Here is a 16,699-nt window from a genome sequence, read left to right as displayed (position 1 = left end):
ACTCAAGCAGCATCATAAGACAAGAGACGTCATACGTTTTGTGAATTCTATACATAAATCTCATTTATATGTTGGCACTTTTTCATATTGTACTTTGCTTCTGCATTTGTTATAGTAGTTTCAGGATAACTGATATATCAATTTATTGCATTCATCCATTCCATTTCGGCTTGTTTTCTTCATATTCTTGAGAACAACAGCCGAGAATTAATATATCAGTTGCGCTGCAATATACAGAACGTGTTCTATATCAACGTTTATTTTTCAAATAAAAAGGAGTGTTCTAATCACATGAAAGCCATTAAAGTAATCGAACCATTCAAAGTTGAAATCGTCGACGTCCCCAAGCCGGAGATCAAAAATGATGATGATGTGATCGTGCGCATCACCTCCGGTGGTATCTGCGGGTCTGACATCGGTATATATAACGGAACCAATTCACTGGCAACTTATCCGCGTCTGATCGGCCATGAGTTCGGTGGAATCGTAACAGAGACAGGTAAAAATGTAACATCCGTAAAGGCAGGCGACAAGGTTGCCGTTGACCCGGTTATAAGCTGCGGCCACTGCTATGCCTGCAGAATCGGACGTCATAATGTATGCTCTACCCTGGAAGTCATGGGCGTTCACAGGGACGGCGGCTTTGCTGAGTTCGTATGCGCTCCGGAAGCCAACATCCACAAATTCCACAAGGATTTTGATGAATCCTTCCTGGGACTGGTCGAGCCTTTCACCATCGGTGTGGAGATCAACAGAAGAGGCCAGATCACAAAGGGCGACAAGGTGCTGATCATGGGTTCCGGCCCTATCGGTATTGCTGCTATGCAGGTTGCTAAAAGAAACGGCGCTGAAGTCATCATGACAGACCTGGTAAAAGAACGCCTTGACAAGGCCCTTTCCATGGGTGCAGACGAAGTGGTTCTGGTATCTGAGGAGAACCTGGAGGAACGTCTCCTGAAATTCACAGACGGAGAAGGAATCCCGGTGATCGTAGACACTGTATGCATCCCCTCCTCCTTTGAGCAGAGTGTACAGCTTGCCTGCCCGGCCGGACGTATTGTAGTTCTCGGACTGAAGAATGTTCCATCCCAGATCACTATGGCTGACATCACCAAAAAGGAACTGACCATTGCAGGCTCACGTCTGAACAACAACTGTTTCGACGAAGTGATCGCCGGTTTTGAGGACGGCACCCTCCATCCGGAACAGCTCATGACAAAATCCTACAATTACAAAGATATAATGGAAGCTCTGACCATGATCACGGAACATCCCCAGGATGTACTGAAGCTTGTCCTGAAGTTTGAAGACTAAATCAATCCATTGACAGAAACAGGAGGAATCTATGAACGAGATATACCTGACAAATGAAACTTCCGGTATCACTCCCGCTGAAGTGGAGAAATGCATGGATGAACTGCTGGCCCAGTACCCGGACCTAAAAAAGGTGCTTATCATACCGCCGGATTTCACCCGCTGCTACTCCTATGCCGGGGAACTGACACAGATTCTCTATAAGAAGCTGTCCCCCACCGCCACCGTACATGTGATGCCCGCCCTGGGCACCCACATGGCAATGGACGCAGAGGAGAAGGAAAAGATGTTCGGCCATGTCGTGCCTGAGGAAGCATTTTTAGTACACCACTGGCAGACAGACACCGTTTCCATCGGAAAAGTGCCTAAGGAAGTCATCGAGGAAATTTCCGGAGGGCTGTATTCCACGGACATTGAAGTGGAGGTCAATGAAAAGCTCATCCACGGAGGATATGACCTGATCCTCTCCATCGGACAGGTGGTTCCCCACGAGGTTGTGGGCATGGCCAATTACAGCAAGAACATCTTCGTAGGTGTGGGCGGACGCCAGATGATCAACAAATCCCACATGCTCAGCGCCATTTGCGGTATGGAGAAGGCCCTGGGTGTTGCGGACTCCCCCGCAAGGAAAGTCTTCGACTATGCCCAGCAGCATTTCCTGGACGGAAAACTCCCCCTGGTGTATATTCAGACTGTCACCACCTTAAAGGATGAGGAAATCTGCCTGAACGGACTTTACACAGGGCCTTCCAGAAAACCATTTGAGCTTGCGGTCCAGCTCTCCGAAAAACTGAACATCTGCCATGTGGAGCGCAGGGCAAAAAAACTTGTCACCTATCTGGACCCCTATGAACTGAAAACCACATGGGTGGGAAACAAAGGCATCTACCGCACAAGAATGGCAGTCGCCGACGGAGGGGACCTGATCATTCTGGCTCCCGGCGTCAAGGCCTTCGGCGAAAACGAAGAGATGGATCATATGACCAGGACATACGGCTACAAGGGCCGGGACTATGTGCTGAAACTGTTCAATGAAGGTGCTTTTGAGAACAGGATCATGGCTGCCGCCCATCTGATCCAGGGCTCCTCTGACGGAAGATTCCGGATTACATACTGTACCAGACCGGAAAATCTTTCAAAAGAAGAGATTGAGAGTGTGGGCTATCAGTGGATGGATTATGAAAAAGCCGCATCCCTGTACGATCCGGAGACTTTGCACGACGGGTGGAACACACTGGAGAACGGGGAAGAGATTTATTTTGTGAAGACACCTGCATTGGGGCTTTGGAAAGTGGACTGACTGTAAAATATAAATTGAATCTTTGCATTTTTTATAAACAACGGGGTATTTCTGTAAATATACGCAGAAATACCCCGTTGCTGTGCATTACAAAGCGTGCTGCCGGGCACGAAATGAACAGCGGCCGGGGATCATTTTTATGGTAACCGATTTCTTTACCAATGTTGTATCCGGCATTTTTGTTCTGTATAATGGTTAACATACTTAAACGAAAGGATTTCAGCCGTGAAAAAACATCAGGTAAGAATAGATACAGACAAATGCGTTGGCTGTGGGTTATGTGTGAAGACATGCCCGGCACATAACATAGAGCTGAAGAATAAAAAGGCCAAAATCGTACTGGATGACTGCCTTATGTGCGGGCAGTGCACCGCTGTCTGTCCCAAAGAGGCCGCTTCCATAAGCGGTTATGAACATGAGGACACTTACAGGAACCCTGAAGTGCGTTTAGACCCCCCGGCAGTTCTGGATACGATCCGTTTCCGAAGAAGTATCCGGCAATTCCGGGATAAAAAGATACCAAAAGAGATCATGGACCAGATTCTGGAAGCCGGAAGACTCACCCATACAGCAAAGAATATGCAGGACGTATCCTTTGTTGTCCTCGATAAAGAAAAAGACAACATAGAACAGATGGCAGTCAGCCTCTTTCAAAAAATAAAACCTGCTGCTGACCTATTCAGCCCCATGGCAAGGCGTAATAAGATTGATAAACACTTTTTCTTTTTCCGTGCCCCCGCCGTTATTGTCATTCTGGCGAAAAATAAAACAAACGGTATTCTGGCGGCCCAGAATATGGAATTCGCTGCAGAGGCAAACGGACTTGGCGTTTTATACAGCGGCTTTTTTACAACAGCGGCCAACCGTTCTTTCAAAATCAGGAAGGCTTTGAAAATACCACGGGGAAAGCATGCTGCCATGACTTTGGTATTAGGATATCCGGATGTAAAATACCTCCGCCCGGCACAGCGCGAACCCTTAGATGTAAGATATCTATAGAAAATGGAGTGCAATATGGAATGTGAAGAAAGACTGAAAAAAATAGTAGACGGATTCCAAAAGAACAGAAATGCCTTTTCTGCCATTGGAGATGATACAAGGCAGCTCATCCTGCTTGTTCTGCTGGAGAGCGACCTGTCAGGTATTCGGGTAGGAGAGATTGCGCAAAAGACGCATCTGACAAGACCTTCTGTATCCCATCACCTTCAGATCCTCAAAGAATCCGGTATCGTCGCAATGCGGAAAGAAGGAACAAAAAACTATTATTATTTGAGTGCAGAGGAGACGCAGTGGAAGGAAATCGCTGATTTAGTTAACCTTATCTATGGAAGTATCCGGCACATCAGCTCACGGTCATAACAATTTTTTATATTTTGGAGGACAGTCCCATGATCTTATATTTTTCAGGAACAGGCAACAGTGAATATGCTGCAAAGCGGATTGGTAAAGAAATCGGAGATGAAGTTACGAATCTGTTTGAAAGGATCAGAAACCATGACTTTTCAGCCATGCGCTCTGACAGGCCGTGGGTTATCGTCTCACCCACCTATGCATGGAGAATCCCCCGCATTCTGCATGCATGGCTGGAAAAGACTGCGCTGTCCGGCAGCAGGGAGATTTATTTTCTCATGACCTGCGGCGGCAGTATCGGAAATGCGGAAAAGTATCTAAAGAAACTATGCAGTTCTAAAAACATGAATTTTTCAGGATGCTTTCCCCTTCTCATGCCGGAGAATTATATAGCCATGTTCTCCACTCCCGGCAGAGAAGACGCGCTGGAAACCATCCGCCTTGCGGAAGACCATATAGACAATGCCGCACGCCTGATAAAGGGCGGAAAAAAGTTCCCGCAGAGTCACCTTACCGTAAAAGATAAAATAAACAGCAGCATTGTCAACGATATCTTTTATCCGGTGTTTGTCCATGCAAAGAAGTTTTACGCAGCGGACTCCTGTATCTCCTGCGGAAAATGTGCGGATATATGTCCGCTGGGGAATATCCATATGGATAACGGGAAACCGGTGTGGGGGGAAGATTGTACGCATTGTATGGCATGTATCTGCCGCTGTCCGAAAGAGGCAATTGAGTATGGGAGGCATAGTATGGGGCTGCCGCGGTATATTTGTCCGAAATAGGAGTAATGCGGGGGCGATTGTTTCTCCGCTGATCCGTAAAAACATAGACAGGATATTTCCGCTGATCTCTGCAGAAAATATCCTGTCTGTATTTCTATATATAGTAATTCCAGAAATGGGCAGATCAATCTGCTATAACTACTGTCTGGTCCTGATGTTTAGAACTGCAGGGGTATACCAGCCGCCTGCCATTTTCCTCCAGTGAAATATGATACTCAAAATCTTCCGCCAGTTCTGCCGCCGGGACTGTCAGGGAGTACACCCACCTTTCACACTTTGCAAACTTATACCTCCTGTATTCCGAACATCCTATATATCTTATATCCAAAACCGGCGATATTTCACTGCCGCCTATGACAATTACCTTCAGCCTTAAATCCTCTCCTCTCTGCAGGGAAGTTCTGGCCGTAGGAACAACAAGTCTTAATGCCTTGTCTACCACATTCCCCTTCAACTCCGGCAGATCAGAATACCACTTTGTCAGTTTATCTTTGCATTGTCTCAGTATAGGCGTAACCGCTCTCTGCTGTATATTCGTTATAACCCCCATGTCTCCATTGGATTCTACAGCCATCAGCAGATGATATTCCAGCTCTTCCACCGCTCTGAGCAGTTCTTTATAATCTGCCAATGCACTTTCATGGCTGTCTGCTTTACAGTGTATTTCAAAGCTTCCCCACAGACATCCGATCTCAGCAGTCCGCTTCATTGCCTGAAATGTATGGTTCCAATAATCATAACGTGATTTTTCACCTGCACTGTGTATCAAAGTTCCCAGCTTCTCGAATTCATCCACAAAGTCATACTGCTTCTTCATATCGTCCCAGGGAATCTCATTGCAGTATATATTCCCCGGTCCATCTTCCCATCTGCTTGGCCTGGGCATATTTCCATCCTGTTCTGCAAAAATATCTGCTGCTTTTTCCCCCGCTCCTTTACCAAATTCAGCTACAGAAAAATTTCGGTAAAAGTCGCCGGTCGGAGCACAGCGTCCATTTTTTTTATACAGTTCCAAATCGGCTTCATAGTCCTGCCAACTTGTGCCTCCGCAGTTTATTTTCCTGGAGAAATCATTGCCCGCAAGCTGGTTATTTTTGGTCGCTCCCTCAATTGTGACAGCGGAAATTGCCGGGCATCCTTCTTTTACCATAAAATCAATGGAAAGGACCGTATCCTGTTCCACCTCTATATCAGGGACACAAATTTCATTATTTTCCTCACTGATCATTCTATCACGTAAAATCAGGTTTTTGATCTTAATATCCAGTTTTGCATCACACTTCTGGAATACCATACATACTGTATAATTTCCCGGCGGAAGTTTTAAAACATACCCTGAACACCCCTTTCTGGCTGTGTTCAAAACGCCCTTGCACTCAGGGTATTCCTCTGTATAAGAATCCGCTCCCACATATCCTTCCAGACATATTTTTTCAGACACTGACTCATCCCAGGGCTGCTCCCAGGCGGCTTCCATCAGTGCTTTAATATTTGGCGCAATACTGCTTGTTCTCCAGTGAATCCCAAGAAGTCCGTCACAACCGTATCGTTTGGCGTCGAAGGCATCCCTGCGCATCCTGCCCACCCATAACTGGGGAGAAATCATGGCAGGGTCATCCTCCAGCCAGGGTATTGCCCAGGATGGCCTGTCTTTTTTCAAATCCTGAAATTTAGGCTCAATCGGATCAAAGCCTACATTTCTGTTAATACATGAAAATGGCATATTCTCCGGCAGATACTTGTCAAATGCCGCGCGGTCCTCCTGTGGACCCAATGTCCAGCCACAGACAGCCAGCTCAAAGGGGGCATCCACCTTCTCTTTTGCCTCCAAGGCACAGGAAAAGTCCCTTATGGTTTTTTCTGTATCTTCCTTTGTATTTCCAAGCCATGTCCAGTCTTCCGGTGTCCACATCCAATAATAATCAAGGGAATGGGTCCTTTTGATTCTTTCAAAAATACCTTCATAAAGGCTTTGAATCATTTCTTTATCCGGCTCTTCTGTAATACCCAGACGTTTTCTTACTGCTTCCGGTATTGTCAGGGGAGCTTCTGTTCCTATACATGTCTTAACGGCCATCTTTTTAGCATAAGAAAAGGTCTCTGCCAAAACTTTACCATAAGCGTTAAACATCCGATTATACTTCTCGGCCGGAACATCTGCTTCGTGTATTTCATGACTGTATATTTCGTCTTCATACCCCTGCATATAATCTGGGCCATAACAGTCTTTCTCAAATATATTCCCCATCCCGCAAGGGTAATCCTTTGTCTTCATAGGATGATATCCCCAGCTGTTTCCATTGGTCTTAAAATGCTGGACCGGATAACTGTACTTTACCGTGCCATCTTCATTACAGTCTTCTTTCTTTCCGATCCAGACCAGTGGTTCTGCGGTCATTGCCTTTGGTGCTTCCCTGTTTTCAGGATAGGTATGCAGTGCAAAAAAATTAGCCCGCATCTTCGGCAGTTGTGTCAGAATCGCATAATAATCATCCTTATTCCACCAATCCGGTCCCTCCGGAAAGTCATGAAACGGATGGATTCCTCTCTCCTTAAAAATTGGTATTTCTCTGATATTTATCTTCCTATTCCATATGTCAACAGCACAATCCTCTTCCGGTATGGTATCCCCATGAAGATAAAATCTGATTCCCAGCAGCTCCAAAAAATGATACGCTGCGTAAAGTACAGAAATCTCCGTATTTCCGGTAAGTATGACCGGATCCTTTCCGGTACCTGAACCATACAAAATATATCCTTCTTCACCAAGATCTGTATAGTCCAGAACATGTCCATATGATTCTAATAAGCGGCTTCCTTTACATGCGGCAATTATCGCATTCCCGCTATCCGGCATTTTATTCACTATCAGCGGCAGCTCCAAACCCAACACATAAAGATAACGCCTTAATTCCTTTGCTGCCAGACCTGTCAGCAGGTCCATTCCCTTTTCTGTCACTATATAGCTTTTCATATCTACCTACACACTTATCCCTTCTGCTTACTTAACCCTTGACGGCCCCTGCCATCAGTCCCTTCACAAAATATTTTTGCCCCACTACAGCCAGTATAATGATGACCGGAATACATGACAGTAACGCCCCTGCAAGAGGTGCCCCGTAAGATATCTTATAAAAACTCTGAAGACGCATGAGGCCAATAGGCAGTGTATACTTTTCCTCCGCATTCAGATAGATCAAAGGCGTCATAAAATCATTCCATGTATTCATAAATGTAAGAACACCCTGTATGCCAATTCCTGCCTTACTTAAGGGTATTGCTATCTTCATGAATATCTTAAACTCACCATACCCATCAATCATTGCGCTCTCATATAAATCTTTTGGAATCTGTCCCATGATCTGACACAGCAGAAATATTCCAAATGCGTTTATCAGTGCCGGTATGATCAGGGGTACATACGATCCGAACAGCCCCATGGTTTTATACATCTGAAACTGGGGAACCATCAGCACCTGCGGAGGTATCAGCATCGTTGCCAGTATCAGGCTCATAAGAATACCTTTTCCTCTAAATTCAAATCTTGTGAATCCATATGCCACCAGCCCGTCAACCAGCATAGCAAGAACCGCAGCAGCCGCAGCCACACAAAAGCTGTTCATAAACTGCTTCCAGAACGGGATAGTCTCAAATAGGGTTTTAAAATTATCAAGGGTTATCTCCCTCGGAATCAGCCGTAATATATGCCTGTTCATCTCCAGATCCGTCTTAAGTGCTCCTGATATCATAAATACGAAGGGGTACAGGATAAACAGCACAGCCACCAACAATACTATATGGAAAAGGATACTTGCAATCACTCTTTTTTTCTTCATCCGCATACCTCAGTCTTTCTCACGAAACAGATATCTCTGTATAGTTGTGATTACCAGAAGGATAACTGCTATCATATATCCCATCGTAGCCGCGCGGTTTACCTGATTATTTTTAAACATCATATTGTACAGGTATATAACGGGATACAGCATGGAATCCCTTGAACCCACAGATGAACCGTTTTGAACCAGGGTGATGACTTCGCCAAACATGGCAAAAGAACCCGTAATCGCAATAAATACGATATATGTCATAATAGGCTTCAGCAAAGGCAGTGTAATATACCAGAACTCTTTCCACTTGCCCGCACCATCGATTCTGGCCGCCTCCCCAAGTTCCGTGGGTATCCCCTGTAAACCGCTCAGAAAATACAGACTGTTAATACCAAAATATCTCCAACATCCGATCAAAAGCACGGAAGGAATCGCCCACACCGGATCACTTAAAAATTTAACCGCCCTTTCTATGATACCCATATCCTGTAAAGCTGTATTGATCAACCCGTTATTAGTTCTAAGGATCAATTTAAATACAATGCCTACTACAATAACAGATGTTACATTTGGAATGAAAAATGCGGTTGAAACAAAGCCGCTTTTCTTACCCATAAATTTACTGTTCAGCATCAGCGCGGCAATTAATGCAACGGGAAGTATAATAAATATACTCCCCAGCATATAAATGGCAGCATTCGTTACAGACTTCCAGAACCTGGAGTCCATAAACACTGTCTGATAATTGGAAAATGTAAACTGTCCGGCTTTTGTCTGCAAAGACAATATCAGACCTGAAACTGCAGGATATAATCCAAAGATCGCATACAGGATAAAAAACGGTGATATGAAAAGATACGGCATAATTTTTCGTTTATTTCTCTTCATATTTACATGTCCTCCTGTATGTTATTTTGATTCGTTATATTCATTCACCGCCTCTGTCAATATATCTGTCAGCTCATCAATACTTATATTTCCCTCTACCAGATCGTAGGCATTGGAATTAAAGGATTCCGTAAAGGCATTTCTCCAGTCTGCCTGATACTGTACAGGTATCTCGTCCGCAAGGCTTTCATAGAGTTCTCCAAGATTTTGATTGTCATAATACTCTACCGGACTGTTACATTCAGGCATGGCATCGTAAACCGGTGGATATAATGCGATCATTTCGTATTTCTTTACACAGTTATCTTTATCCAGCTGTGCAAACTTCATGAAGTCCCAAAGCTCCTCTTTATCTTTGTCCGTATACTTTGTCATACAAAGGCCTGTACCTCCCCTGACGGATACCACAGAAGCTGTATCTGTAAGCTTCGGCAATGGTGCCATCTGCCATTTTCCACTCTGTTCCGGAACATTATCCCTGAGCCACCCTGCTGCCCAGTCAGCGGTAAAATAGGTTGCCACTTTATCTTCCGCTACCACCGGCCATGCCTCGTCCTGTGTCTCCCAGGCATACATCATTCCGTTTTGCTGCATTTGGACATAATCCATGACAATGTTTTTAAATTCATCTGTAATATTCAGTTTGCCGTTTTCGTCCACATAGTCCAGACCGGCAGCGCGCAGAAGTAAAACAATCTCGTCAAGTTCGCCGCCCATTGACATATCCTTTGTTGCCGAAATATAAATATCATGTTTTGCAAATTCCTCTGCTGCAGCTTTATATTCCTCCCATGTGGTTGGAATTTCAATATTATATTCCTCAAATAAATCTTTTCTGTATGCCAGACACAGAGCATGCTCCAGGCCGTAATAATGTCCATCATAAGCATACAGGTCCAAGCGGTTCTTGACCATCTTATCCGTTACATCGTCCCGCTCCATAAATTCGTCAAGAGGATAATAGCACATCTGCTCCTCGGACATAAAGCGTGAGAAAAAACCCTGTTCCTGATCTACCAAATCGGGGGCTCCTTCTCCCCCGGATGCATTGATCACTGCCAAACGCTCAGAAAGCGCATCTGTTGTCATGATCTCAATGGTAAAATTAACATCCGGATGTTCCTTCTTATATTCCTCTGTCACCCATCTGAAATATTCCGCATGTGGTTCTGCGAATGCCCATATGACAATATCATCTGAATTCGTATCTGTTACTGTCTCTGTATCTCCCCCTGTACCTGTATCCGCCTGATTTTCCTTCCCCCCATTATCTGTCTCTTCGCTTGTGCCGCCGCATCCGGTTAAAATTGTAGTCATCAGCATTGCCGTTCCCAAAAACATCGCCATTTTTTTCATAGTTTTTCCCCACTTTCCTCTCCAAAACGAGACCTATTTCGTATTCTTGAAATCTTCAACTGCCTGAAACATTGCCAGCATATTCTCTGCACTTGTAGGACTTTGTATATTGTGCGTTGTGTTAAATATAAATCCGCCGCCCTTTGAAAATAGTTCCAGGCGTTCTCTTACCTCCTGATATACTTCATCCGGTGTTCCGAAAGGCAGCGTATGCTGGGTATCAATACCCCCACCCCAGAAAACAAATTTATCGCCCCACTCTTCCTTCAGGATCTTGCCATCCATTCCTTTGGCTGAGAGCTGGACAGGATTCAGAATATCCATCCCCGCTTCGTAAAAGTCCTGTAAAAATGTCATGACTGCGCCGCATGTATGATAAAATGTTTTCCAATTTGTATTTTTGTGCACCCAGTCATTGATCCTTTTATAATACGGTTTGTAAAACTCTCTAAAGGAATCCAATGACATAAACGGCCCGTTCTGAGTTCCAAAGTCTGTCCCTGATATGTAAATCACCTGGATCTTGTCACCGCAGGCCTGGCGGATCAATTCTGCATTTTTTAATCCCGTCTCCACCTGCATCTCAAAAATCTCATGGAAATAGTCCGGACATACATGATGAGCCATCATAAAATCTGACAGGTTCCTGATTCCTTTCGGATATTTCACATTCGGTCCGGGAACCGTTGCAAAATCACCTATTGAGGCTATGGCACCGCTGTAAACAATTCCGTAATCTGTATTGTTATAGTAATAGTCACACTGCCGTTTCAGTTCATCCAGTTGTTCATCTGTAATGACAGCAAAGTCATTCTTAAAATCCTCCCGCGCACTGTCTGTGTCTTCATCAAACTCGATATTTCCTCTGGTAATGTTGTCAAAGAAAAATCCCCCTTTTGGCATCATACCGGATGGCGGTACGCTTAAATCCCCCTGGGGATACAGATATGTACGACCTGTCTCATCTACTGTGGTATTAAAATTCAAGGGAACATCAACTGCAAGACCGGACTGCAATACCCAGGGCTTACGGCCCGAATTGGAAAATCCGAACATGTTCATGCCTGTGGATACTTCCACACAGTCAAGATGCAGTTTCTGACGAACATCCTCTTCCACTTCCCCCAATAACTGAAGAGGTTCGTTGATCTTTACTCTTTTTTCCTCCAGGCCCAGTGCCCTCCTTAACCGGTCAAGAGCATTTGCATTGATTCCGGTAATTGGTGTCGACCCCATATCTACGACCACTTCTTCCGGCTCAATATGATTCAGTGTCTGATTCAGCCTTTCTCTGCTGGTTGCCATTTTTCTTCCTCCTCCAATGTAGTTCATCAAAGAATTTTACTATCTCGAGTTTCATAAAACCCTTTGAAATTTATTAGTAAAAGCATACGCTTAAAACTAATCTTTTCTTTCGTGTCCGTGCACGATAAAGGTTAAATTTTTTCTCTTTACCCTTGATCGGATAAAGAGAAATTTTCATAAGTTATATTTTGTTGCTATAAATATATGCGTCTTTATTGTAGATTCCTTTGGTTTTGTGCCATATAAAAGATAACGCCCTAAAATTTCAACTCCCAGAAATCCCTGCCTGAAGGGCTCCTGACAAATGGTGGCTGAGACAACACCGGATTTCAAATTTTCCCGCACAATATCCGTAAGGTCATACGTTACTATACGGAGCTTTCTTCCGCAGTCCGACTCACGGACGGCCTTTATACCACCCTCCACACCTGCTGATGCAAAACAGATCGTAGTCAGTTCAGGCTTCTCTTTCAGCAGCGCTTTCACCTGTTCATATGATTTCTGGTCATCGTCGTCATTCTCAATAACTGCTTCCACTGTTATATTACTGTAATCTCTTTTCAGGGTTTTCTTTATTCCCCTGAGACGCTGCTCCTGTGCCATGACCATACTGGAACCGATGATCAGGGCGACATGTTCCTCGAATCCATTGCTCATCATACCCAGCAGTTCACCTGCCACACATCCGCTGGTTATATAATCGCACCCCACATACGCAAGATGTTTTACACTGGATATGTCTGTATTTATAGTCACTACCGGTATATTTGCGTCTTCCAAATCCTGAATCTTCTGCGCCACATTTTGGGAATTAACCGGAGTTATTACAAGACCGGATATTTTTTCTGCCAGAAGTCCATCTATTTCTTTTAGTAAAAGGTCTGCGTCAAACCCTTTAATCTTTCTGACAATATTCTGTATTCCAAAGTGCCCCATTTCCTCCAGTGCGTTGTTGACACCATTGATAACATCATTAAAAAAGGGATTGCCTTCCGAACAAAGGATTACTCCTATTGTCTTGGTATACTTTTTATTTGCCAGTGTTCTGGCTGCCATATCGGGCTTATACCCCAGCTCATCTGCTATTTTTATGATTCTTTCCGCTACCTGCGGATTTACACCCGGCCTGTGATTTAAGGCCCGGTCCACTGTCCCTCTTGATACATTCGCTGCTTCTGCGACTTCTCGGATTGTAACTTTCATGGTTTCTCCTACACCGTGTCCGTGCACGTTTAATAATTGTATTATAATCTATACAATCGCTTTTGGCAATTGTCTATAATATGCGAAATTTGTCATTAAATTTCGTGAATATTTACTAATTTTGGGGAATGCTCTGTCTCAATCAGCAGATATGATACAAAACACATTAAAAAAATGGTACTCCATTTACGAAGTACCATCTAATATTCATATAATTATCAGTCCGGACTGCTCCGTATCTGACCTTCTCTGCAATCCGTTATTTCTTATTTTTTATCAAAAAGATACATACTAAAAAACGAAACCACATCCCCATTCCACTGCATATTCATATTGCAGTGTTTCGCCATCTTCGCCGCATCTATACAATACGCAGACAGACAGGAAAAACGATTCTGCTCCTGCACGCATGGTTTTCCTTCCGGCATATTACATGCGTCGCACAGGTTGCAGGGTCCGCACATGACGAACATGCCGTCCTCATCCAGTCCTCTTCTCTTGAGTTCTTCTACTGTGCGCAGTGTCATCCGGGTGTGTATCTTCTTGATTTGTTTTGTCTCCGCATCATCAAAGATGTTGTTAACAGGTGTTCTGGACTGGAAAACTACCGCCTGGCGGTACTGCATAACTCTGTTCTCCATCTCTTCGGGGGTTCCGCAGTAGGGTGGACATCCATAGTTATTGCCATAATTTCCACAGTCGTTCTGTTCGCAGAACTTGCGGAACTCATGTTCAAATTCTAAATCTTCCGTGTTCATTACGGCGGCTTTCGCAAACCCCGCATCCTCAGCGACTGCAATCAAATCTTCTTCACGCATATTACTGATTCTCCCTTCTGAATCCCTCCGGTCTGTCTCGCACGGACGCTCTGCCGGCTGTCCCTGTCATAAATAAAGCTGCTGACAGGCAGTTATCCCGCAGCAGCTTCTAACACTATTTCCTTTACCTGCAGGAGGCCCATGAGCGGATGATGTCAGACCAATCTATACATTTGGGGTGCGGAGGATAAAACATATAGAAGCAAAATCGTCTCTTGGGCTCCTCCTGCTTTTCATGGATGCATAAATTCCTCACACAGGTTCCCGTTTCGTTCACGTTCTAAGCAGGCATTCCATATCAAATAACATAATGGATGGAAAACTTTCTTCGGAAGTCTCAACCTTTTACTCATCCAAGCAGGTTTCCTGACTCACGGATCTTCGTTCGGCGCTCCTTCTCATATAATCTCTTATACAATGGACTTATGCGCTTCGCTCCCCGCTCACAGTGACCGGATCGTCCAGGACTTACACCTGATTCCCTTTTCACCAGGATTTTCTAAAAGAGGGCAAAACTAAATCCTGATGCACTTGGCAAGCTGATATGGAATTTATACACATGATTACTTTAGCACAATGGCCGGTATCTGTCAATTCTTCCGGCTCATATTCTTTCTTTAATCGCAAAAATAATATGATCCATGAGAACAGCATCCTCTCCCATACGGGGACTGTCCATCCCGAATGCACACAGAAGCTTCCTCTCCGCATCCAGCACTTCCCTTTCCTTCAGCATCCCCCACTCCCTCTCATCCAGCAGATGCGCTTCAAGAGCGGCCCATGAAACTGCATCTCCGCAGCCGGCCCACTCTTCTGCCTGCCGCTTAAAATCCGCCTGTTCTGACGGCTCTATGACGCCCGTCTCCACAGCACGGGAGGCTGCCGCATCTGCCGTTATGCAGAATCTCTCCAGCCTTCGGAAGACATTGTGCTGCATCCTGGCACCTGCGCCGGTCTGCAGAAACAGGGATTCCATCACAGCCTCTTTCACCGCACATCCTATCATTTCTCCTATTTTGCTGTGTGCGCCCGTCTCCGTGATCTTAAAATCAGACTCCATGTCAGCCACAATGATCGTGCCGTCTGTACCGGAACCCGTGGCGAGCCCGTGGGAATATCTGCTGGCTATGCACAGCTCCTGAATCGCGGCTGTTTTTGCCTCTGTACAGGTTATCAGGGCCTTGGCAATGGCTCCGTCTGTCAGGTCCGCATTCAGGAAGATCATAAGATTGATTGTTCCCAGTGTATGCCTGCATTCCCCGTCCAGGTCCACCCAGGCCCCGTCCTTCTCGTACCAGGATGCCCGGTCCCCTGCACGCCCGCCGTTGACTTCAATACCGCCTGTTGCGATCACACTGACGGCAATATCCCTGTACTGTGTCCTGACATAAGAGGCATTTTTCATAGAGGCGGCTGTCATAATACCTGATGACGAGTCCGCTGACAAACCTATGATGCTGTCAGAGACATAACGCATATGACTTTCATAGGTCCCTCCCTCAAGCCGTATCTCCTTTTCTCCCTCCTGTCCGCCGTCATAATTATATACAGCTTTTAAGTCTGTCCTCAATCCCCCGTTCTGGGGCGAGGTGCTCAGAACCTTCCTTTTTCCTCCGAAAACCGCGGCAATATATTTTTCATCTCTATAGAGTTTATCCCCTTTGCCGGGCAGAAACCTTTTATCCTGCATCATATATCTTTTCCTTTTCGCCGTCCTTATACTTTTTAATCCTTCCGTACCCCGTGAATGACAAGCCTTACGGATGCGTCACTGGTACAGGTGGCCAGGGTCACCACTTTATCCTTGATCGTCACTTCCACACCCAGCTTCTCTTCTGAAGCGTCCAGTATGGTCTGCAGAAACTGCTGATGCGCCTGCTCGTTTTCAAACTTGATCTGGAATGCCATATCTTTTTTTGTGGCGTTGGCATCATGATAGGAGAATATCCGGTATCTGCTCCAGCCATCCGCTGTATAGATCCAGAAATACGGGTTCTCTTTGACGGTCCCCTCATCCCGTATGTTCTTCATACTGCCGAACATGGAGCCATCCCTCATGTTGTGGCCGAAGATGAAGGTATTTGCATCTGAAAAATCCTTATTTCCGTACGCATCCAGAAAAATACTTCCCACCGCGTTCTTATCCCCGGAAAATGTATGCTTGATATAATATGTATTATCCTCATCCTGCATGACCGGATAGTTAATACCAAGAGCCGGGTAATAGAGCCAGGCCACCGTGTCCGGATTCTCCTTCTGAAGAGCCTTCAGATCCACCTGCACATCCGGAACATCCGCATCCCCGTCATCCTTCTTCGGATCAGCCGGAACATCCTCTGCCTGATCCATACCGGCAGTCTTCTGCACCCGGGCATATTCCTCCCCGGCCCGTTTATACTGCTTCTGCAGGGATATCATATTGAAGACTCCATAGGCGATGATGCATACCGCACACAGTATCACAATATTCAGAATCCTATTTTTTTTCTTTTTATCCGCAGACTTTATGTCTTCCGCTTCTTTCTCTTCCGTCCTTTTCTCTTCTGTCAT

At 45.1% G+C, this 16,699-nt stretch carries 14 protein-coding genes and 1 riboswitch; of the genes, 5 read left to right on the top strand and 9 right to left on the bottom strand.

All coding sequences use genetic code 11. The features are described from left to right. The first annotated feature begins 291 nt into the window (after positions 1–291). From WMO65_RS09700 to WMO65_RS09680, 5 genes are all read left to right on the top strand, one after another. Positions 292–1,314: a zinc-binding alcohol dehydrogenase family protein gene (locus WMO65_RS09700; protein WP_033142621.1), complete on the top strand. Its 1,023-nt coding sequence runs from the start codon at positions 292–294 to the stop codon at positions 1,312–1,314. Positions 1,315–1,345: 31 nt separating this feature from the next. Further along, positions 1,346–2,614, top strand: coding sequence for a nickel-dependent putative hexonate epimerase (locus tag WMO65_RS09695; RefSeq protein WP_103731385.1), 1,269 nt, complete (start codon positions 1,346–1,348; stop codon positions 2,612–2,614). A 225-nt stretch (positions 2,615–2,839) separates the two neighbouring features. Continuing rightward, positions 2,840–3,613 (top strand): nitroreductase family protein, encoded by a 774-nt coding sequence (locus WMO65_RS09690; RefSeq protein WP_148391993.1) that lies wholly within the window; start codon positions 2,840–2,842, stop codon positions 3,611–3,613. A gap of 15 nt (positions 3,614–3,628) precedes the next feature. After that, on the top strand, positions 3,629–3,973 hold the full coding sequence (locus WMO65_RS09685) for an ArsR/SmtB family transcription factor (protein WP_103731387.1): 345 nt from the start codon (positions 3,629–3,631) through the stop codon (positions 3,971–3,973). A 29-nt stretch (positions 3,974–4,002) separates the two neighbouring features. Beyond that, the gene (locus WMO65_RS09680; protein WP_148391994.1) at positions 4,003–4,749 is read left to right on the top strand and encodes an EFR1 family ferrodoxin; all 747 of its coding nucleotides are present in this window, start codon (positions 4,003–4,005) and stop codon (positions 4,747–4,749) included. Positions 4,750–4,873: 124 nt separating this feature from the next. Here WMO65_RS09680 and WMO65_RS09675 read toward each other — a convergent pair whose 3' ends face one another. From WMO65_RS09675 to srtB, 9 genes are all read right to left on the bottom strand, one after another. Next, the gene (locus WMO65_RS09675; protein WP_148391995.1) at positions 4,874–7,723 is read right to left on the bottom strand and encodes a beta-N-acetylhexosaminidase family protein; all 2,850 of its coding nucleotides are present in this window, start codon (positions 7,721–7,723) and stop codon (positions 4,874–4,876) included. 31 nt (positions 7,724–7,754) lie between these two features. Further along, a complete protein-coding gene (locus WMO65_RS09670; protein WP_158587241.1) occupies positions 7,755–8,585 on the bottom strand; it encodes a carbohydrate ABC transporter permease in 831 nt (276 codons plus the stop codon). A 9-nt stretch (positions 8,586–8,594) separates the two neighbouring features. Then, a complete protein-coding gene (locus WMO65_RS09665; protein ID WP_054352961.1) occupies positions 8,595–9,467 on the bottom strand; it encodes a carbohydrate ABC transporter permease in 873 nt (290 codons plus the stop codon). A gap of 21 nt (positions 9,468–9,488) precedes the next feature. Further along, entirely contained in the window at positions 9,489–10,823 is a 1,335-nt protein-coding gene (locus tag WMO65_RS09660) for an ABC transporter substrate-binding protein (protein WP_148391996.1), read from the bottom strand. A 33-nt stretch (positions 10,824–10,856) separates the two neighbouring features. Then, the gene (locus WMO65_RS09655; RefSeq protein ID WP_148391997.1) at positions 10,857–12,128 is read right to left on the bottom strand and encodes a uroporphyrinogen decarboxylase family protein; all 1,272 of its coding nucleotides are present in this window, start codon (positions 12,126–12,128) and stop codon (positions 10,857–10,859) included. Positions 12,129–12,302: 174 nt separating this feature from the next. Further along, positions 12,303–13,331, bottom strand: coding sequence for a LacI family DNA-binding transcriptional regulator (locus WMO65_RS09650; protein WP_148391998.1), 1,029 nt, complete (start codon positions 13,329–13,331; stop codon positions 12,303–12,305). A 266-nt stretch (positions 13,332–13,597) separates the two neighbouring features. Next, positions 13,598–14,149, bottom strand: a complete 552-nt coding sequence (locus WMO65_RS09645) for a DUF2284 domain-containing protein (RefSeq protein WP_148391999.1) — start codon at positions 14,147–14,149, stop codon at positions 13,598–13,600. A gap of 339 nt (positions 14,150–14,488) precedes the next feature. Continuing rightward, positions 14,489–14,679: riboswitch (cobalamin riboswitch) on the bottom strand. A gap of 74 nt (positions 14,680–14,753) precedes the next feature. After that, the gene (locus WMO65_RS09640) at positions 14,754–15,842 is read right to left on the bottom strand and encodes an adenosylcobinamide amidohydrolase (RefSeq protein ID WP_148392000.1); all 1,089 of its coding nucleotides are present in this window, start codon (positions 15,840–15,842) and stop codon (positions 14,754–14,756) included. Between the two features lie 32 nt (positions 15,843–15,874). Then, complete coding sequence (gene srtB, locus WMO65_RS09635) at positions 15,875–16,699, bottom strand: class B sortase (protein ID WP_148392001.1); 825 nt, start codon at positions 16,697–16,699, stop codon at positions 15,875–15,877.

This window comes from Blautia caccae, from assembly GCF_040095955.1.
GTDB lineage: Bacteria > Bacillota > Clostridia > Lachnospirales > Lachnospiraceae > Blautia > Blautia celeris.
Note: the sequence above shows the minus strand (reverse complement) of the source record. Positions and strands in the feature narration are given on the sequence as shown.

Bases quoted from the DNA above. Each gene is read 5' to 3' on its own strand.
- WMO65_RS09700 (WP_033142621.1), top strand. From the start codon at position 292: ATGAAAGCCATTAAAGTAATCGAACCATTCAAAGTTGAAATCGTCGAC.
- WMO65_RS09695 (WP_103731385.1), top strand. From the start codon at position 1,346: ATGAACGAGATATACCTGACAAATGAAACTTCCGGTATCACTCCCGCT.
- WMO65_RS09685 (WP_103731387.1), top strand. From the start codon at position 3,629: ATGGAATGTGAAGAAAGACTGAAAAAAATAGTAGACGGATTCCAAAAG.
- WMO65_RS09680 (WP_148391994.1), top strand. From the start codon at position 4,003: ATGATCTTATATTTTTCAGGAACAGGCAACAGTGAATATGCTGCAAAG.
- WMO65_RS09675 (WP_148391995.1), bottom strand. From the start codon at position 7,723: ATGAAAAGCTATATAGTGACAGAAAAGGGAATGGACCTGCTGACAGGT.
- WMO65_RS09670 (WP_158587241.1), bottom strand. From the start codon at position 8,585: ATGAAGAAAAAAAGAGTGATTGCAAGTATCCTTTTCCATATAGTATTG.
- WMO65_RS09665 (WP_054352961.1), bottom strand. From the start codon at position 9,467: ATGAAGAGAAATAAACGAAAAATTATGCCGTATCTTTTCATATCACCG.
- WMO65_RS09660 (WP_148391996.1), bottom strand. From the start codon at position 10,823: ATGAAAAAAATGGCGATGTTTTTGGGAACGGCAATGCTGATGACTACA.
- WMO65_RS09655 (WP_148391997.1), bottom strand. From the start codon at position 12,128: ATGGCAACCAGCAGAGAAAGGCTGAATCAGACACTGAATCATATTGAG.
- WMO65_RS09650 (WP_148391998.1), bottom strand. From the start codon at position 13,331: ATGAAAGTTACAATCCGAGAAGTCGCAGAAGCAGCGAATGTATCAAGA.
- WMO65_RS09645 (WP_148391999.1), bottom strand. From the start codon at position 14,149: ATGCGTGAAGAAGATTTGATTGCAGTCGCTGAGGATGCGGGGTTTGCG.
- WMO65_RS09640 (WP_148392000.1), bottom strand. From the start codon at position 15,842: ATGATGCAGGATAAAAGGTTTCTGCCCGGCAAAGGGGATAAACTCTAT.
- srtB (WP_148392001.1), bottom strand. From the start codon at position 16,699: ATGACAGAAGAGAAAAGGACGGAAGAGAAAGAAGCGGAAGACATAAAG.